The sequence below is a fragment of the Hydrogenobacter hydrogenophilus genome, from assembly GCF_900215655.1.
Lineage (GTDB): Bacteria > Aquificota > Aquificia > Aquificales > Aquificaceae > Hydrogenobacter > Hydrogenobacter hydrogenophilus.
In genome coordinates, this window is sequence record NZ_OBEN01000011.1 from 32884 (window position 1) to 49932 (window position 17049).

The 17049-nt window shown below is 42.0% G+C and carries 18 protein-coding genes and 1 tRNA gene; 9 read left to right on the forward strand and 10 right to left on the reverse strand.

Going from position 1 to position 17049, the window contains the following annotated elements; all coding sequences use genetic code 11:
• Positions 1-3: 3 nt before the first annotated feature.
• From ilvN to CP948_RS07890, 3 genes are all read left to right on the forward strand, one after another.
• Positions 4-579: an acetolactate synthase small subunit gene (gene ilvN / locus CP948_RS07880; protein ID WP_096603127.1), complete on the forward strand. Its 576-nt coding sequence runs from the start codon at positions 4-6 to the stop codon at positions 577-579.
• Complete coding sequence (locus CP948_RS07885; protein ID WP_096603130.1) at positions 570-2033, forward strand: leucyl aminopeptidase; 1464 nt, start codon at positions 570-572, stop codon at positions 2031-2033. The genes ilvN and CP948_RS07885 overlap by 10 nt, the downstream gene beginning before the upstream one ends.
• Positions 2024-2095, forward strand: a tRNA-Ala gene (locus CP948_RS07890). Before CP948_RS07885 ends, CP948_RS07890 begins: the two co-directional genes overlap by 10 nt.
• Here CP948_RS07890 and nadC read toward each other — a convergent pair.
• From nadC to CP948_RS07905, 3 genes are read right to left on the reverse strand one after another with little or no spacing between them, the layout of a single operon-like run.
• Positions 2077-2949: a carboxylating nicotinate-nucleotide diphosphorylase gene (gene nadC / locus CP948_RS07895; protein WP_338033541.1), complete on the reverse strand. Its 873-nt coding sequence runs from the start codon at positions 2947-2949 to the stop codon at positions 2077-2079. The genes CP948_RS07890 and nadC overlap by 19 nt on opposite strands.
• Complete coding sequence (locus CP948_RS07900; protein ID WP_096603135.1) at positions 2946-3596, reverse strand: DUF554 domain-containing protein; 651 nt, start codon at positions 3594-3596, stop codon at positions 2946-2948. The genes nadC and CP948_RS07900 overlap by 4 nt, the downstream gene beginning before the upstream one ends.
• Before the next feature lie 11 nt (positions 3597-3607).
• Complete coding sequence (locus tag CP948_RS07905) at positions 3608-4804, reverse strand: glycosyltransferase (RefSeq protein WP_096603138.1); 1197 nt, start codon at positions 4802-4804, stop codon at positions 3608-3610.
• A 40-nt stretch (positions 4805-4844) separates the two neighbouring features.
• Here CP948_RS07905 and CP948_RS07910 point away from each other — a divergent pair, with 40 nt between their 5' ends.
• Together CP948_RS07910 and CP948_RS07915 are read left to right on the forward strand one after the other, a co-directional pair.
• Positions 4845-6011 carry a type II secretion system F family protein gene (locus tag CP948_RS07910; RefSeq protein WP_096603141.1) on the forward strand — a complete coding sequence of 389 codons (1167 nt, stop codon included), beginning with the start codon at positions 4845-4847 and terminating at the stop codon, positions 6009-6011.
• Entirely contained in the window at positions 6011-6919 is a 909-nt protein-coding gene (locus tag CP948_RS07915) for a GNAT family N-acetyltransferase (RefSeq protein WP_096603144.1), read from the forward strand. Before CP948_RS07910 ends, CP948_RS07915 begins: the two co-directional genes overlap by 1 nt.
• Here CP948_RS07915 and dprA read toward each other — a convergent pair.
• The 7 genes from dprA to CP948_RS07950 all read right to left on the reverse strand — a co-directional run bounded on the left by dprA (position 6916) and on the right by CP948_RS07950 (position 13837).
• Positions 6916-7926 (reverse strand): DNA-processing protein DprA, encoded by a 1011-nt coding sequence (dprA, locus tag CP948_RS07920; RefSeq protein ID WP_096603147.1) that lies wholly within the window; start codon positions 7924-7926, stop codon positions 6916-6918. The genes CP948_RS07915 and dprA overlap by 4 nt on opposite strands.
• On the reverse strand, positions 7919-8692 hold the full coding sequence (moaC, locus tag CP948_RS07925) for a cyclic pyranopterin monophosphate synthase MoaC (protein WP_096603150.1): 774 nt from the start codon (positions 8690-8692) through the stop codon (positions 7919-7921). Before moaC ends, dprA begins: the two co-directional genes overlap by 8 nt.
• Before the next feature lie 7 nt (positions 8693-8699).
• On the reverse strand, positions 8700-9485 hold the full coding sequence (gene thiD, locus CP948_RS07930) for a bifunctional hydroxymethylpyrimidine kinase/phosphomethylpyrimidine kinase (RefSeq protein ID WP_096603153.1): 786 nt from the start codon (positions 9483-9485) through the stop codon (positions 8700-8702).
• Complete coding sequence (gene bamA, locus CP948_RS07935) at positions 9485-11821, reverse strand: outer membrane protein assembly factor BamA (RefSeq protein ID WP_096603156.1); 2337 nt, start codon at positions 11819-11821, stop codon at positions 9485-9487. The genes thiD and bamA overlap by 1 nt, the downstream gene beginning before the upstream one ends.
• Positions 11805-12803 (reverse strand): phosphoribosylformylglycinamidine cyclo-ligase, encoded by a 999-nt coding sequence (purM, locus tag CP948_RS07940; protein WP_096603159.1) that lies wholly within the window; start codon positions 12801-12803, stop codon positions 11805-11807. Before purM ends, bamA begins: the two co-directional genes overlap by 17 nt.
• Positions 12796-13353 carry an RNA 2',3'-cyclic phosphodiesterase gene (gene thpR, locus CP948_RS07945; RefSeq protein WP_096603162.1) on the reverse strand — a complete coding sequence of 186 codons (558 nt, stop codon included), beginning with the start codon at positions 13351-13353 and terminating at the stop codon, positions 12796-12798. The genes purM and thpR overlap by 8 nt, the downstream gene beginning before the upstream one ends.
• 160 nt (positions 13354-13513) lie before the next feature.
• Complete coding sequence (locus CP948_RS07950) at positions 13514-13837, reverse strand: hypothetical protein (protein ID WP_143441279.1); 324 nt, start codon at positions 13835-13837, stop codon at positions 13514-13516.
• Between the two features lie 241 nt (positions 13838-14078).
• On the opposite strand from CP948_RS07950, the gene CP948_RS07955 reads away from it, so the two are divergent.
• From CP948_RS07955 to CP948_RS07970, 4 genes are read left to right on the forward strand one after another with little or no spacing between them, the layout of a single operon-like run.
• Positions 14079-15788, forward strand: a complete 1710-nt coding sequence (locus tag CP948_RS07955; protein ID WP_096603168.1) for a proline--tRNA ligase — start codon at positions 14079-14081, stop codon at positions 15786-15788.
• 50 nt (positions 15789-15838) lie between these two features.
• Positions 15839-16237: a hypothetical protein gene (locus CP948_RS07960; protein WP_096603180.1), complete on the forward strand. Its 399-nt coding sequence runs from the start codon at positions 15839-15841 to the stop codon at positions 16235-16237.
• 3 nt (positions 16238-16240) lie between these two features.
• On the forward strand, positions 16241-16543 hold the full coding sequence (locus tag CP948_RS07965; RefSeq protein WP_096603171.1) for a cupin domain-containing protein: 303 nt from the start codon (positions 16241-16243) through the stop codon (positions 16541-16543).
• 15 nt (positions 16544-16558) lie between these two features.
• Positions 16559-16756 (forward strand): DUF542 domain-containing protein, encoded by a 198-nt coding sequence (locus CP948_RS07970; protein ID WP_096603174.1) that lies wholly within the window; start codon positions 16559-16561, stop codon positions 16754-16756.
• The last annotated feature ends 293 nt before the right edge of the window (positions 16757-17049 follow it).

A 17049-nucleotide genomic window follows, 5' to 3' on the forward strand; every position in this document is an offset into this window, starting at 1 on the left:
GTAATGAATGAACTAAACTCAATTAAAGCTCCCACGCCTATGCTCAGAGAGACAAAAAAAGGTAGTGTTAGAAAACACATAATAACACTGCTTGTAAGAAATGAACTTGGTGTTTTGGCAAGGATAGCCACGCTTATAGCTGGCAAGGGTTATAACATAGAAGGTCTATCAGTTGGTGAGACGCACGAAAAAGGACTCTCCCGAATGACTATAGAGGTTATAGGAGACGATGTAGTAATAGATCAAGTAGTAAAACAACTTAGAAAGCTCATAGACACTATAAAGGTAAGGGATCTAACAGATACGCCTCATATAGAGAGAGAGCTTGCTCTTATCAAGATTCACACCTCCACACCCAGAGCCAGGGACGAGGTGCTTAGGATTACCGAGATATTCAGAGGTAGGATAGTGGATGTATCCCAAAGCACCTATACTGTTGAAATAACAGGTACAGAAGACAAGATAAACGCCTTTTTGGAACTTGTAAAACCCTTTGGCATAATGGAAATGGCAAGAACCGGTAAGGTAGCACTAAAGAGAGAGATGGCAAACACTGAGGAGGATGCATCATGGAAGTGATTTCTTACAGGGAACCTTACGAATCTATAAAAGACCTTCCTGTTGGGATCTTTGTTTTTGAAGAAGACTTTGGGCATCTTGAGTATGCGGGAGAGTTAGCAAAAGTTATAGAAAAAATCCTCTCGGTGGAGGACTTCAAGGGTAAGGAAGACACCATAGCTAAGGTGCCTGTGTTAGATGGAGATAAGGTAAGAACTTTCTATGTAGTAGGGCTGGGCAAAAAGGACAAGGTTAGCTTTGACGATTATAGAAGGGCATCTGCTATCTTTGTTAAGAGGCTCAGAAAGGACAAAGTTCCTACCGCACACCTTTACGCAGGGGAGAACTTGGATTACAAGAGAAGCAAAGCCATAACCGAAGGGCTCTTGCTGGGAAACTACAGCTTTGACAAATATAAAACCAGCAAAGAGAACTCTTTTCGTGTAGATAAAGTGATGCTCTACGGTGGAGATAAAGAAGGTATAAGGGTAGGTACTGTTTTTGCAGATGCGCAGACCTTTGCCAGAGACTTGGTAAACGAACCTGGAAATGTAATAAATCCCATAACACTTGCAGAGATAGCACAAAAGCTCGCTCAGGATTACGGGCTTGAATGCAAAATTTACGATGAGAAGCAGATTCAAGAGATGGGTATGCACGCTCTTTGGAGCGTAGGTAAGGGTTCTTCCACACCTCCAAGGTTCATACACCTAACATACAAACCTCAGGGAGAGCCAAAAGACAGAATAGCTCTTGTGGGTAAGGGGCTTACCTTTGACAGCGGTGGGCTCAACATAAAGACTGGCGATTACATGAGGACTATGAAGATGGATAAGTCTGGAGCTTGCGCTGTTTTGGGTATAATGAAGGCTCTTGCTCAGCTAAAGCCTCAAATAGAAGTGCACGGTATAATTGGTGCTGCGGAAAACATGCCAAGCGGTAGCGCATACAGACCCGATGACATCATAAAAACTATGAGCGGAAAGACCATTGAGGTGGACAACACAGACGCAGAGGGAAGGATCACACTTGCAGATGCACTTCACTACGCTTCCAACCTTAAACCCTCTTACATCATAGACATGGCAACCCTTACAGGAGCTTGCATAGTAGCTTTGGGAGAGTACACTGCGGGGCTATTTACCAACGACGATGAGTTTGGAAACAAGCTTTTTGAAATATCTAAAGAGACGGGGGAGAGACTTTGGAAACTTCCCATGGATGACAAAAAGCTAAAAGAGAAGATAAAAAAGTCCGATGCGGACATAGTAAATACAGGTGGTAGGTACGGAGGTGCTATAACCGCAGCCATGTTCCTTGAGGAGTTTGTGGGTGAAGGTATAAAGTGGATACACCTTGATATAGCAGGTCCTGCATACCTTAAGGAAGAGTTTGGATACTACTCAAAAGGTGCTACCGGCTTTGGCGTCAGGACTTGTCTTGAATATATCCTGAGCTTAGATAAGGGGACGTAGCTCAGCGGGAGAGCGCCTGCATCGCAAGCAGGAGGTCGGGGGTTCAAATCCCCTCGTCTCCACACCTTTCTATCTTCATGCTCATATCAATCCATTTTGCAGAATGAGTTATAAAACCGCATGATATGTAATTGACTCCTTCTATTGCATACTCCTTTATGTTCTCGGGCGTTATGTTGCCAGAAACTTCCACTTTGACTTTACCCTTTACCAATTCCACTGCTCTTCTGACATCCTTTGGGCTAAAATTATCAAGCATAACCACATCTACCTCACAGCTCAGAGCTTCTGAGAGTTCTTCTAAACTCTCTACCTCCACCTCTACTCTATAGGCCGGTCCTACCATCTGCTTTACTCTTCTTACCGCCTCCCTTAAGCTACCTGCAACCTTTTTGTGGTTATCCTTTATTAAAACCATGTCATACAGTCCGAAGCGATGGTTTTTACCACCACCTACTTTTACCGCGTACTTTTCAAAGTACCTAAAACCGGGTGTAGTCTTCCTTGTATCCAAGAGCTCAATGTTTGTACCTTTAAGCTCTTTAACTATCTTATTGGTCAGTGTGGCTATCCCACTTAACCTCTGAAGTATGTTTAAAGCGGTTCTTTCCCCCTTCAACAGGACCTCTGCAGGACCTTCAAGGGTCATTAGAGTTTCTCCTTTTTGAAAGCTCTCTCCGTCAGTTTTTGCATAAATAACTTTAACATCTCCGAGAAGTTCAAAAACCCTTATAGCAAAAGGCATTCCAGCAAGCATACCCTCCTCTTTGGCTTTTATGGTACCTATAGCCTTTTCTCCTCTACACACACCCTCTGTAGTTATGTCACCTGTGGCTATGTCTTCCTTAAGAAAGTTTTTTAGCAGTTCTTCCGCAAAGTGTTCTGGCATGTACAACCCATGAAAATTATAGCTCACACAAACAGACTTATCACTAAAGAGGGAACCATGTTGAGCAGTTTAACCTTTTCCAAAAGTCCGAATATCTTAGCAGATGTGAGTATTATAAGCCCACCTCCTATAAAGAGTGTGTTTGCCATAGAGCTTTGGGAAATAAAACCGCCCAAGTAAAAAGCAAGAAGGGTTAGCGTGCCCTGAAAGACTAAAACAAAAAGAGCTGAGAAAGCTACGCCCTTTCCCATAGAAGAAGCTAAGATGATAGAAGAAAAACCGTCCATAAAAGCCTTAGAGAGTAAAAGACTACTATCTGCTTTTGAGCCTTCTAAAATGCACCCTAAAAGTGTCATGGGTCCTACAGTGAAAAGCAAAGAAGCAGTTATGAAACCTTTCGTGGATTCACTACCTTTTAAAAGTCTATGAAGCCTCTCTTCTAACTTTATCCCATGTCCAAAGATGGAGCCCACCATCAGAAGAAAAAACACCTTCAGCGTTTCTGGTCTGTTTTCATAAAGGAGCTTTATTCCCAACATGAGAGTGAAAAGTCCTATGGCGTTCATAGTCCCTTCTTTAATACTGCAAGGAATATAACGCTGTGCCTTAATACCCAAAAAAGATCCCACAACTATCAAGCTTGCGTTTACCAAAGTACCAAAGCCCGGAAACATAAGTTTCGGTATCAGGTGTTTTTACTTGCCTGATTGAGGATCTGCTCAAACACACCGAGCAAAAACTCACCCCTATCTTCAGGAGAGAACTTTTCCAAAACCTTATCCCGTAGAGACTGTCCTATAGAGAGTGCCTCATCTAAATGTTCAAGGTAGTAAAGGAGTTTTTCTTCTATGTCCGCTCTGTCAAGAGGCAGATACGTAATACACTCGCTCCCGGGTGTGAGAAAGCCAGGAAGGGTCATCCTATAATCTATAACTGGGGCACAACCCATAAAACCTACCTCAAGAGGAGTAAACCCTATGCCAGAAGGCATGTTAAAGGGAAAGCTGAGCACAGCCATGTAAGACCTGTCAAATACCTCAAGAAAGTCCTCATGAGAATCCGCATCTATAAGCTCGTGTCCTTCCATGAGCTCACCTTGAAAATCACCAAGTATCTTCAGGTTTATACCCTCAAGAAAGCTCAGAATGTACCATCTTTTTCTAAAGGTAGCGTATATGGACACATCGTTTAGAAAGCGCAGGTACTCCTCTGGCTTTTCCCTCCTCCATTCATCTATCTGTTCTTGAAAACTCTGTTGAAACATGGAAAGTATATACTCAGAGGCAACAAAAACAGGCACTTCTGGATTTCTAAACATAAACTCGCCCACTTCAAAAAACAGAGGTACAGCGTATTGGGGAAGGGTATCTACAACTTGACGAGCGATTATCTGTGGGTCTACCACTGGACCAACAAAAACTGTTTGTATGTCCTTATCACCACTTGGATGCTTCATACTCTTTTGGTCCAAGAAGGGGGTTATGTAAAAGAGCCCTTTGTTTATACCAAGCAGTTTCAAGCTATCTGCGTATTTCAGATCACACACTACCGGAAGGAAGTTGTTTGCGTGTCTAATCTCAAGCAATATGGGAAAGTACAAAAGAGGGTCATCAGTAAAGATGCTTACATGCACAAACCCAAAAGCGTCACACATGGGTACCTTGTTCTGCTCCTGTTGTCCTACTATCATACCCGTTGAGTTTATATCCATAGAAAAGGTGGGGGAGAACTCAAGAATGTCGTTGATGGTCCTTTGTACATCTTCATGATCAAGTTCAAACTCCCTAACCTCTACACCTTTACTTCTAAAGTAATCAAGCAAAGAAAGTATGTGTCTGTTTACTCCCTTTTCGTTTCCCGTTTTCAAAAAGGCTAATTTCATGGTTAAAAGATTATACTACAGTGTATAATACTTTGGAAAGATGATTTTTTCGTACAAAGGCCTTTACAAGGGAAGTCTTGTGGAAGGACTTCTCGAAGCGGAAAATAAAGCTTCCGCACTCTCTAAGCTCAAGGCTCAGGGTATAAAAGTCCTGAGCTTAAAAGAGGTAAGCTCAAAAGCTTCACGCATAGATACTAAGTTCTTAGAGAGGTTTACTTCAAACCTTTTTCAACTTTTAAAGTCTGGTCTTACGGTAGATAAAGCCATCTTATTTATAGCAGAGAGGGAGAAAAAGCACCATGAGAAGCTCCTGAAAGTTTACGAAGAGATAAGGTCTGGAAGTACTCTCAGTATGGCTCTTCGTCTTTCCAATCTGTTCCCAGACTTTTACGTGCAGATGATAAGATCTGCAGAAGAGAGCGGAAGCCTTGAAGAGACTTTGAGCCTGATCCTTGACTTTATAAAGGAGGAGAATGAACTAAAAAGTAGTATTCTTACCGCCATGATATACCCTTCCTTTGTTTTTGGTGTCTCTGTTTTTTCTCTGCTTGTAATATCTTCTTATGTGGTACCTAAGTTCAAGCTTGTATTTCAGAGTACGGACATAAAGCTTCCTTTGCTTACGAGGCTCATGTTCTCTCTAACCGATGCCATAAACTACATCATAATAGGTGCGCTCATCTCCCTTCTTATCTTGTTCGCATACTTAAGGTACGCTATCAAGATAAGAAAACACAGGTTAAGGTTAGAAAGCATCCTTTACAAAATACCCTTTTTGGGAAAGCTCCTTTTAGACACGGAGATCATAAGAACCTTTCAGACCCTTTACACTCTTGTTAAAGGTGGTGTAGCACTAAACCATGCTCTTGAACTCGCAACTGATGTGCCCACAACTCTCAGAATGAGAGATGCTATCAAAGCTATACACAGCGACGTGGTAAAGGGAGCATCTCTTTCTAAAGCCATGAAGCTACGCTCGGTGTTTCCTGAGATGGTCATAGAGATAGTTTCAGTAGGAGAGCAAACGGGCGAGCTTACGGGTGCCTTTTACCAAATATACACCACTTACAACGAAGAGTTTAAAGCTTCGGTGAAAAGGTTCATAAGCTTGTTGGAACCTGCCATTATCCTCATAATGGGCTTGGTGGTAGGTCTGATAGTCTTTTCCATGATCCTCGCTGTCTTTAGTCTTTCGGAGGGACTCTGATGGAAATAAGGCCTTATAGAGAGGGCGACGAAGAAGGCATAAGGGAGCTTTTTCACAAAGTCTTTAATAAGGAAATGTCCCAAGAGCTCTGGCGTTGGAAGTACAAAGCACACGGACTTGGTACTATGGTCTTTGTAGCAGAAGACAAAGGTAAGATAATTGCCCACTATGGTGGTGTTCCAAGGAGATGCCTTTATTTTGGAAGAGAAGTTATATCTGCAGTCATCTCTGATAGCATGGTAGACCCAAGCTACAGAGGGTTCTTTAAAAAGGAGGGTGTCTTTGCCAAGTTGGTAAAAGAGTACATTACGCATTACGCACCTTTAGAAGGCAAGCGCATTATACACTTTGGCTATGGCTTTCCCATGGAGAGAGCTCGGCTTTTGGCTTTAAGACTTGGCATCTACGAAGATGTAGAACCTGTAAAGGAGCTTGTGGTAAAAGGTGGGAATAGAAAGTTTTACGAGAGGCTTGAGGAAGTAAAAGACATATCTCTTGCTAACTTTCTGTGGCACCAGATGAAAAACAGAGAGCTGATCATTAATTTTAGAGATGGGAAGACCTTAGAGTGGCGCCTTAGCATGCCAGATGCTCATTTTTCCCTTTTTATGTACGGCTCTCTATTTACACCAAAAGCTCTCCTCCTTTTAAGAAAAGATACTGACCCTCCAAGACTCTATGACTATGTGGGAAAACTAAAATATCTGAGCAGGGCTTTATCCTGTCTTGCCAAGCATACAGGACCCTTCAGTGTGAGGCTTCCCTCTTGGACAGCACCTTTGGTTAAAGGTTTGGATGTGGAAGAGATCCCTTCAGAAACTTACCTTGTGGCTAACGCTCTTACAGGACCAAGGGCTTGGGAAGTCAGAGGTAAGTTTTTTTATATGCATGCTGATGAAGATACCTAAGCCAGTCTGTAGTAAGCTCCCACCTTTACTACCTTACCGCTCAGCTCGTAGTCTGTGAGTATTCTGAGAAGCTCCTTAGCGGGAAGTCCAGAAATGTCTATTAGCTCGTCAAAGGTTTTGGGACTTGCAAGTAGCGTCAGAATTTCGTCGTTTCCTTTATGCACGTTACCCTTTGGTATGATCTCTTCAATGCTTCTGAAAAACTTTGCCTTCCCTTCGTTGATGAGCTTTGCGCATCCATCCCATCTGTCGCTTTTGCCTACACCAATATGAGCATAGACGGGCTTCTTTTGTTTGTAAGCATACTCTGCAGTTATAAGAGCTCCACTGTTTATTCCTGCCTCTACTATAAAAACCGCTTGAGACATACCGCTTATTATCCTGTTGCGCCTGGGAAAGGTATAATCGCTGGGAGGTTCTGCGGGTAAAAACTCGGAGATAATAGATGAACCTTTGGATAAAAGAAATTCAAGATATTTGGGCATGTTGAGAATACCAAAACCAAGCACACACACAGTGTATCCGCCAAACTCCTCCGCATACCTATGAGATAACAGGTCTATACCTTTTGCACCTCCTGAGACAACCCCAAAGGACATACCAAGAAGCTGTTTTATCAAGTCCTTTGTAAAACTCACACTGTAATACTCAGGTTTACGCGTGCCTACTACCGCAACTAAGGGAAGCTCTTTTATCTGTCCCATGTAGAAGAGCACAGGCGGAGGGTCTTCTATACTTTTTAGAAGTTTTGGGTAGTCCTCGTCATCTAAGGTCAGGTACTTTATACCTTCTCTTTCCACTTGTTTGAGAACTTCCTGAGGATCAAAGGACAGTTCTCTATTTTTTATCCTAAAGGCTTTTTCTTTGCCTACTACTTGCTCTAACTCTTTTTCATGACTTTCAAGTATGAGCTTTGGGTCTTTGTAAAAAGTGTAGAGCTTTTTTATGCTTCTCTCTCCTAAACCCTTTATGGCTTTGAGAGTCAGCCAAAAGTAGAGCTTATCCATCTGCCCATGTTCCAAGAAGTTGTGAAAAGTTCTCAAAGAAGGCTGATATGATGTGTTCAGAAGGTTCTATATGTATAACCACACGCCCCAAAGGATCTTTTCCAACGCGCACACCTTTTCTTAGATATGTGGGAAGTAAGCTAAACAATGTCTGGTTTACAACAATTTCAAGCCCATAAAACTCCTCAGCAATGGGTATGTCCTGAGTAGATATGACCATATGGTATCCTTCAGCTTCTTGTGTAGATACTACCAACGGATTAAGCTTTTCAAGATAACCTGCGATAATATTAAAAAGTTCTTCTTCTGCAAGGACAAGCACTCTTTTATCGCTTAAGTCTTTTGCCCAATGAGACTTGCCGCCCGTCTTTTCAATAAGCTTTATCTCCTCAATAACCATACTTGGGTCCATGCCTTTGCACATATCGTAGATGGTAAGCAAACATATGGCTACCGAAGTTAGAGCTTCCATCTCATAACCTGTCCTTTCTATGCCTTTTACGTAAGAAAATGCTTCTATAGTATCTTCCTTAATGTTTATATCCACCTGGGCATGTTGAAAAGTTAGTGGGTGGCAGAAAGGCAAAAGCTCTGAGGTTCTTTTTACAGACATAATACCAGCAAGCTTGCTTGCCTCAAGGACATTTCCCTTGGGTATCTTTCCCTCCAGTATGGCTTTTACCGTTTGTGGGCTTAATCTTATCCTACCGTAAGCTTTTGCGGTTCTCAGAGTAGTTGGTTTTGAGCTTACATCTACAGTGCGCATGGGAAAATTATAACATCCACATGTGGTTCAGGGGTCCATGCCCGTGTCCTATGTCAAGGCTTTTCTCTATGGCAGACTGAAGATAGTGTTTTGCCTTTCTGATGGCTTCAAGAGGTTCTTCTCCTTTTGCCAAAAAGGCTGTTATAGCGGAAGAAAAGGTGCATCCTGTACCGTGGGTGTTTTTTGTAAGCACATACTTACCTTCCAGATAGTGAAAGCTTTTTCCGTCATAAACCACATCTACCTTTTTATCGCCTTCCAGATGCCCACCCTTTACTACCACATAAGAAGGACCAAAGGAGTAGATGACTTTGCAAGCTTTTTCCATGTCCTCTAAGCCTTTTATCTCAAAACCGCACATCTCCTGAGCTTCTGGGATATTGGGTGTTGCGACAAGAGCAAGAGGTAAAAGTTCTTTAATGAGCGTTTCTTTTGCAGATGGTGCAAGCAGTGAGTCTCCTGACTTTGCCCTCATAACTGGGTCTACCACGAGATTTTCTATCCTGAAATCCTTTATTGCTTTTGAGACGGCCTTTATGATCTCTTCAGAAGAGAGCATTCCTGTTTTTGCAGCATCTACGCCTATATCTTCCACCACCACTTTTATCTGGTTGTATACTACATGCGCGGGGAGGTCATAAACACCAAACACTCCCACTGTGTTTTGGACAGTAATGGAGGTTATTGCAGTCATACCGTAAACGCCAAGAACGGTAAAAGTTTTGAGGTCCGCCTGAATGCCCGCACCGCCCCCGCTGTCAGACCCTGCAATGGTTAAAGCCTTTGGTATCATCAGAAGAACACCCCAAGCACAAAGTGAAGTTTGCTTCTTGATGTATCGCCCGGTACCTTCTTGGTCTTGAAAGCCCAGTCAAGCTTTATGGGAGCAAAGGGAGTTATGAACCTTATGCCTACACCATAGCCACCACGGAAGTTTTGAGGTTTAAAGTCCTTCCAGCTGTTAGCAGCCAAACCAGTATCATAAAATACAGCACCGTAAAGTATGTTCTTGTATATGGGATAGTTAAGTTCTGCGGACAGTATAAGCTCCCTATTTCCTCCTATAGGGTCGTTGGTGTTAGGGTCAAGAGGTCCAGCGTAGCCGTACTTGTAGCCCCTTATGGTAAAATCACCACCCACAAAGAACCTCTCATCAAGGGGAACAGTCTTTCCACCGTAAGGCTCTACCACACCCACCACACCTTTTAAAGATAATATAAGACCTGTATCAAAGATGTTATCCTTCATGAACATTTGATGAGACAGAACCACCTTGTTGAACTTTTCTGTACCTCCCAGAACGGGAACAGCAACAGAATAGTTAAGGTCCGTCAGAGCTCCCTTTGTTGGGAAAAGGTAGTTGTCCCTTGTGTCTCTGGTAATGCCCAAGATGAGTTTTCTTGACTGTCTTGTGCCTGCTTCCTGCTGGACTACAGGAGATGCATTAGGTGAAATGTTAGAGTACCTGACTTTTTGTAAGCTGAATCCACCGCTCACGCGCCAATATTCTGCAAGCTCACGAGAGAGTATAAGATCAATTCCCGTTCTGGATACTGTGTATGTAGTGTAGTCTATACGCCTATCGTATAAAGACCCGGTAAGATCCATGGGTCTATTGAGAAACCACTTTTTAGTGTAAGATACCGAATTGTCCTTGTATCTGCTACCGTAGGATACAGATATACCCGCTATATCACCCGTGCCCAAAAAGTTGCCCTTTCTTAGAGACACAAAGCCTGCCACTTTTGTGACCTGATTGTACCCAAGACCCACAGAGAACTGCCCGGTAAACCTTTCCCTGACATTAACTTCAAAGTCCCACCTTTTGCCTTCAGAAGGTAAAGGCTGTATGGACACATCCTCGTAATATCCGAGGTTGAATATCCTAGTCCTTGAGCGTTCTATCTCTTTTTCGTCCGCAAGCTCACCTTCTTGTAATCTCATTTCCCTTCTTATCACATAGTCCCTTGTCTCATAGTTACCTCTTATTTGAATTCTATCCACATAAACGGGTTCTCCTTCGTTTATCTTTAGTACCACGTTCACTTTTTTGCCTTCACTGTCTACCTTTTCATCTTTGGAAACAGAAACATTGAGAAAACCTATAGAGGAGTATTGTTTTTTTATATTCTCTATAAGATCATTAATGACCTGTTCTCTGTAATAACCACCCTTGTTTTTTTTCAAGATTTTTCCTACGAGCTCATTGTAAGAGAAAAGGGTATTACCTTCTATTTTAAGTTCATCAAGCTTGTATCTTTTACCCTCATATATGTCTATTTCCACCGTGTATTTGCTGTCTTTTTTAGTAATGTTGTAAGATATCTTCGCATCCAAAAAACCCTCAGACCTGTAAAAGTCCTCAAGTCTTCTAATATCATCCTTTAGGACTTCTTCACTAAAAGGTGGGTGTAGCCTAAAAGCCAAAAGGCTGGGAGGTTTTGTTTCCATTTGGTCCAACAACCTGCCAGACCTGAAAGTTTTATTTCCTTTGAATACTATTGAGGACACATACTCCGGAGAGCCTTCCACTATTTGATAAACCAGTTTAGAAGCCCCTTTCTTTGGAACCAGTTGGTAGGATACCACCACATTGGGATAACCCTCTTTGGCGTAAGCTTCTATGATCTTTCTCTTTATGTACTCCATCTCCTCTCTGCTTAAAACCCTTCCAAGTTTTAGTCTCCTTTGGATCTCCACCTTTTCCTCTATGGCAGGAGATGATGTGTAGCCTTTGGTGAGCTCCTCTATATCTATCTTGCCCACCTCCGTCTCTATGCCTATCTTTCTCTCCAGGTCCTCTGACTTTATCTTTCTGTTGCCCGTAAATTCTATCTTATAGATAATAGGAAGGTCTACCACATTATAGTAGAGTATAACTTTATCACCTTCTCTTTCTTCCCGCACCTCTATCTTATCAAAAAATCCTGTTCTGTATAGTCTTCTTATGTCTTCTCTAACCAAGTCAGGTGTATAAGTGATACCCTCCCTTGCCTTTATTAGAGCTCTTATGACCTCATCAGGCACATACTTAGCTCCGGATATTTCCACCCTCTGTATGACTTGACCAAAGGAAAAGCCTGCAAAAAGCAAGCTCATCAAAAATGCTTTTCTAAACAAGTAGGACATCTTTCTTGCCCTCCTCTATGTATCCACATACAAAAGCAGACTCAGCAAGCTCTTTTACTTTATGAACTTGCCCTTCTTCTACTACCAGCACAAAACCAAGTCCCATATTAAAGGTCCTATACATCTCATCCTCTTCTATAGCTCCCAGCTCCCTTATCCAATCAAAAACGTAGTTTTTGGGTATGAGTTTCTTTTCCACCACCGCCCTTTTGCCTTCTGGCAGAATTCTTATCAAGTTGCCCTTTATACCGCCTCCCGTTATGTGCGCCATACCTTTGAGCTTGACCTTCCCTTTGAGCTTTTCAATCTCTTGTGCGTATATACGTGTAGGTTCAAGAAGTAATTCATAAACATATTTGCCATCTACTTTGTCTGTGTAGCTGACTCTTTTAAGTTCCAAGACCTTTCTTATGAGAGAGAAGCCATTGGAGTGAAAACCAGAAGATGCAAAACCCACTAAAACATCTCCTTCTTTTATATCCTCACCCGTTATAAGCTCATCTTTCTCACAAACTCCCAAGCAAAAACCTGCAAGGTCATAAACTCCATCAGGATAAAAGTCTGGCATTTCTGCGGTTTCACCACCTACCAAAGGCACGTTTGCTATTTTGCAACCTTCAACTATACCGTCAATAACCTTCTTCAAAACATTGAGGTCTATCTTTCCAGTGGCTATGTAGTCCAGAAAGGCAATAGGCTTAGCACCCGATGTGATAACATCGTTCACATTCATGGCAACAAGGTCTATACCTATAGTGTGATGAATGCCTACTGCCTGTGCTATCTTTAACTTTGTCCCCACACCGTCTGTGGACATCATGATCACAGGCTCTTTGTATCCCCTTATTTCCAATCCACTTGCAAAACTTCCCCAAAGCAGAACACCCTTTGAAAGATGCTTTACCTTCTGTTTTATGTAATCTACGAACTCCTCAGCCTTTTGAATATCTACACCAGCAGACTTGTAAGTAAGCTTATCCATGGAAGTAAAACTCCTCCAAAATGGTGTAAATGGGACCTATAGAACTCAGCGAGCTTTTAACCAAAGCTATGCGATCTACGACATCTTCTCCAAAGTTTGTGTTTTCGTAGTGTTTTAGAAGATCTCTGAGTTTCTTCCGATCAAACTCCTTTATCCTACATATGGTTACATGCGGATGGAAAGGTTTACCCTCCTCTCTTATACCTGACCTTCTGTTGGCTCTGATAACTTCCTTAGCAAGATCTCTCAGTTGATTACTACCTTCCGAGACGCCTATCCACAAAACCCTTGCTTTATCAATTGAAGGAAAAACTCCCAAAGACCTGTACTTTACCTGTATAGGTTTGTATCTGTTCGCTACAGTTTGTATGTTTTTTATAACATCCATCAGTTTTTCTTCCTCTATATCACCCAGAAACTGAAAGGTTATGTGAAGGTTCTGGGGTTCTACCCATTTGCCTTTTATAAAGCTCTCCGTTTGCTTTTCCAATTTTTCTATATGTTCATACAATTTCTTTGTAGTAAAAAAACCTACGAAAGCTCTGATCATTTAGAGAAGATTATAAACTAAGTTTTACGTCCAGTAGAGAAATTAGTATTTAGTGTAAAGCTATGTGCTTGATTTCTCACTCAGCATATGTGAATAGGTGGTCTTATATAAGCTTCATCATCAAGTGAAGCAAAGGCTATAAACAAACTCAAATTTTTACCTATTCCTTATCAGATACCTCTTGAGACCCTCCTGCACCATGTTCACACCCATGAAAAGCCGGATCCATAGTTCTAATAACATTATCTTCTACGCACTTAATAATTACAAAATGAGAATCGTTACGATTTTTTGGTGATACTGTTTCTATAATAAACACTTCACTCCTATTATTACAAACCATTTTCTTGAATTCATTAATAGCTCTTGGACAAGCTCTTTTTTCCGCAAACCTCAATTTGGGGCAGTACTTTCTTATTATTATCCCACTTGACACTACCATCCTCGGTAAAGCAATCCCTACATCTATTAACCTTACACACATCAACATTACAGCCTGCGTAGTTCATCAAAGAAACTAAAGAGGTAAGAGCGCAACCTAAGGCACACACCGTGCGTGAAGTATAAGCATCTACATTTCCTCCCTCCGAAAGGTACTTAAGTTAAATGAGGCACTAAAATGCTTATAACTACAGAAATGTAAAGCTTCAGCTATGTACTTGATTTCCCACTAAGCGTCTTTTAGAGAAGATTATAAACTAAGTTTTGGTATAATAAAACTTTCCATGCGATGGAGCCTTTACTTTTGGTACACTTCAAAAGATGACCCTGCGGATGCAGAAGCACCTTCACACAAGTATTTACTCAAAGGTGGCTTTATAAAGCAGGTCGCTTCCGGCATTTACGCTCTTACGCCCCCCGGCTATAGGGTGATAAGGAAGATAGAGAATATAGTAAGGAAAGAGATGGAAAGGAGCGGTGCACAGGAGGTTCTACTCACAGTTCTAAACCCTGCGGAGCTCTGGAAAGAGACAGGAAGGTGGGATCTTTACGGAAGAGAGCTTTTTACTCTAAAAGACAGGCACGGCAGAGAGTACTGCTTGGGACCCACCCACGAAGAGGAGATAACGGACTTGGTCAGAAGTTTTGTGAATTCTTATAGACAACTACCTTTCATACTCTACCAGATACAGGTAAAGTTCAGGGACGAGAAAAGACCCCGTTTTGGCCTTATCCGTGGAAGAGAGTTCATCATGAAGGATGCTTACTCCTTTGATACAGATGAGTTTTCCGCGATGATGTCTTACGAGACCATGAGGTTTGCTTACGAGAGAATCTTTAAAAAGCTAAGGTTAAACACCCTGATGGTAGAGGCAAGCGTGGGAGCCATAGGGGGTATAAGCTCTCACGAATTTGTAATCCTCACAGACTACGGAGAGGCAAAAGTAGCTTACTGCCCAAGTTGTGGCTACTCTGCTAACGCAGAGATAGTAAAACTCCCTCTTGGAAAACAACAGCAGGAAGAAGAAAAACCTTTAGAAAAGGTATATACACCCAACACAGAAACCATAGAAGAGCTCTCCCAGTTCTTAAAAGTGCCAAAAAGCAAAATACTCAAAGCGGTGCTCTACATGGTTGAGGATCAGCCCGTGATGGTTATGATAAGGGGAGACAGGGAAGTGGATGAGAACAAACTTGCGCAAGCTCTTGGCACAGAAAACTTCAGGCTCGCTACAGACGAAGAGGTCTACAGGCTTTTTGGAACACAGAAAGGCTTTATAGGTCCTTTTAATGTACCTACTAATGTGAAAGTCCTATGGGATAACTCCACCTTTGGTATAAAAAACGCAGTGATTGCCTTTAACGAGCCAGATTACCACTATGTGAACGCTAACCCCGAAAGGGACTTTTCCTACGGTGATTTCCTTGACCTGGCACAAGTTATGGAGGGAGATCCATGCCCCAAGTGTGCATCTCCTCTAAAGGTGGGTAGAGGTTTAGAGTTGGGGCACATATTCTTACTTGGCACTCGCTATTCTGTACCCATGAAGGCATACTACAAGGATCAGCAAGGCGAAGACAAACCTATATTTATGGGATGCTACGGCATAGGTATATCACGGTGCATGTCCGCTATAGTGGAACAGTATCATGACCATCTTGGCATAAAATGGCCCACAATAGTTGCCCCCTTTGAGCTTGACATCATATGTCTAAACCCTTCTGATCAGGAACAAAAAGAGGTAGCAGAAAAACTCTACCTGATGGCTCAGGAAGTAGGCTTAGATGTCATATACGATGACAGAGAGGCAAGTGCAGGTTTTAAATTTGCAGATGCGGACCTGTGCGGATTCCCCTACAGACTTGTGGTGGGTAGAAAGGTTAAAGAAGGAAAGGTGGAACTCCAAAACAGACATACAGGTGAGAAAACTGACATAAATATACAAGATGCTATACAGGTAGTAAAGGAACTCATAGACAAGGACAAAGCGTAGGTATGATGGTGATCATTTACACACATTTTCCGTTGTTTAAAATTATAAGTATGAATTCACTTACTAAAATAAACATACTGCTCAGTTTCTTTTATCTTCTCTTAGGAAGCTCACTGGGACTTATGCTGAGCACGGCGCGTACCAGAGAGCTTTTATATTCCCTTGGTGGGACTCCTTCCTTTGCTCACGCACACATTCAACTTGTAGGTTTTGTCGGTCAGATGATTATAGGCGTTACTTATCACATAGTTCCTATGCTGAGCAGGGGAAAAATAAACAGCTTTAAAATAGGTTATATACACATCACTCTTCTGAATATAGGACTGTTGACGCAGGTTTATGGATGGCTCACGGGTGATGGTCTCTTTGTGAGTCTTGGTTCTCTCCTGCTCTTCTTTTCCATATTAATGTACCTTTTTAACATACTCAAAAGCATGAATTGGGGGTGAGCTATGAAGAACAACCTTCTGAAGGTTCAACCAAACGGTTCAAGGCTTAGGCATGTTCTTGCGTACGATTCAAAGGAAGCAAGGGTAGTGGTTTTTTCTATGCCTTCCGGAAGTGAAGTTCCCCCTCACAACAGCCCTTCAAGGGTTTTGCTATACTGTGCAAAAGGTGAGGGAAAGTTTCTTAAAGGAAAAGATTGGATAGATGTGGAAGAAGGCGACCTTGTAGCATGCGAACCCTTAGAACCTCACGGTATGAAAGCCCAAAAGGATATGATCGTGATAGCTATCATAGCACCCGCACCATGAAAAGGAGGACATAGCATGATAAACAAAAATATGACAGTTAACGAGCTTTTGAGAAATTACCCTTGCCTGCAAACTCTTCTTGAAGAGTATCACATAGACTACTGTTGTGGAGGACACAGAACCCTTCAAGAAGTGGCGGAACAAGACTGCTTTGATCTTGAGCAGTTTTTAAAGGATGTAGAACAAAAGCTGAAAGAGGAAAACTGCACATAGCTTTTCAATTTCCTTTTCATGTAGAGTCTCTTAAAACCTCTTCTGGTATGTCAAAAAAGGAAAAGAGTGGATAAAGGTACAAGAAGGCGATCTTGTAGTTTGCGAACCATTAGAACCTCATGGGATGAAAGCTCAAAAGTATATGATAGTGGTAGCGATAATTTTACTTAATTCTAATCAAAAAAGCTCCTTTTAACTGAGGCTGTTTGAAAAATCCCAGAGCATTGACAAAACTTGATTTCTAAAAACAGCCCTCAAAAGCTCAAAAAATAAGTAAATCCCCCAAAGCACCA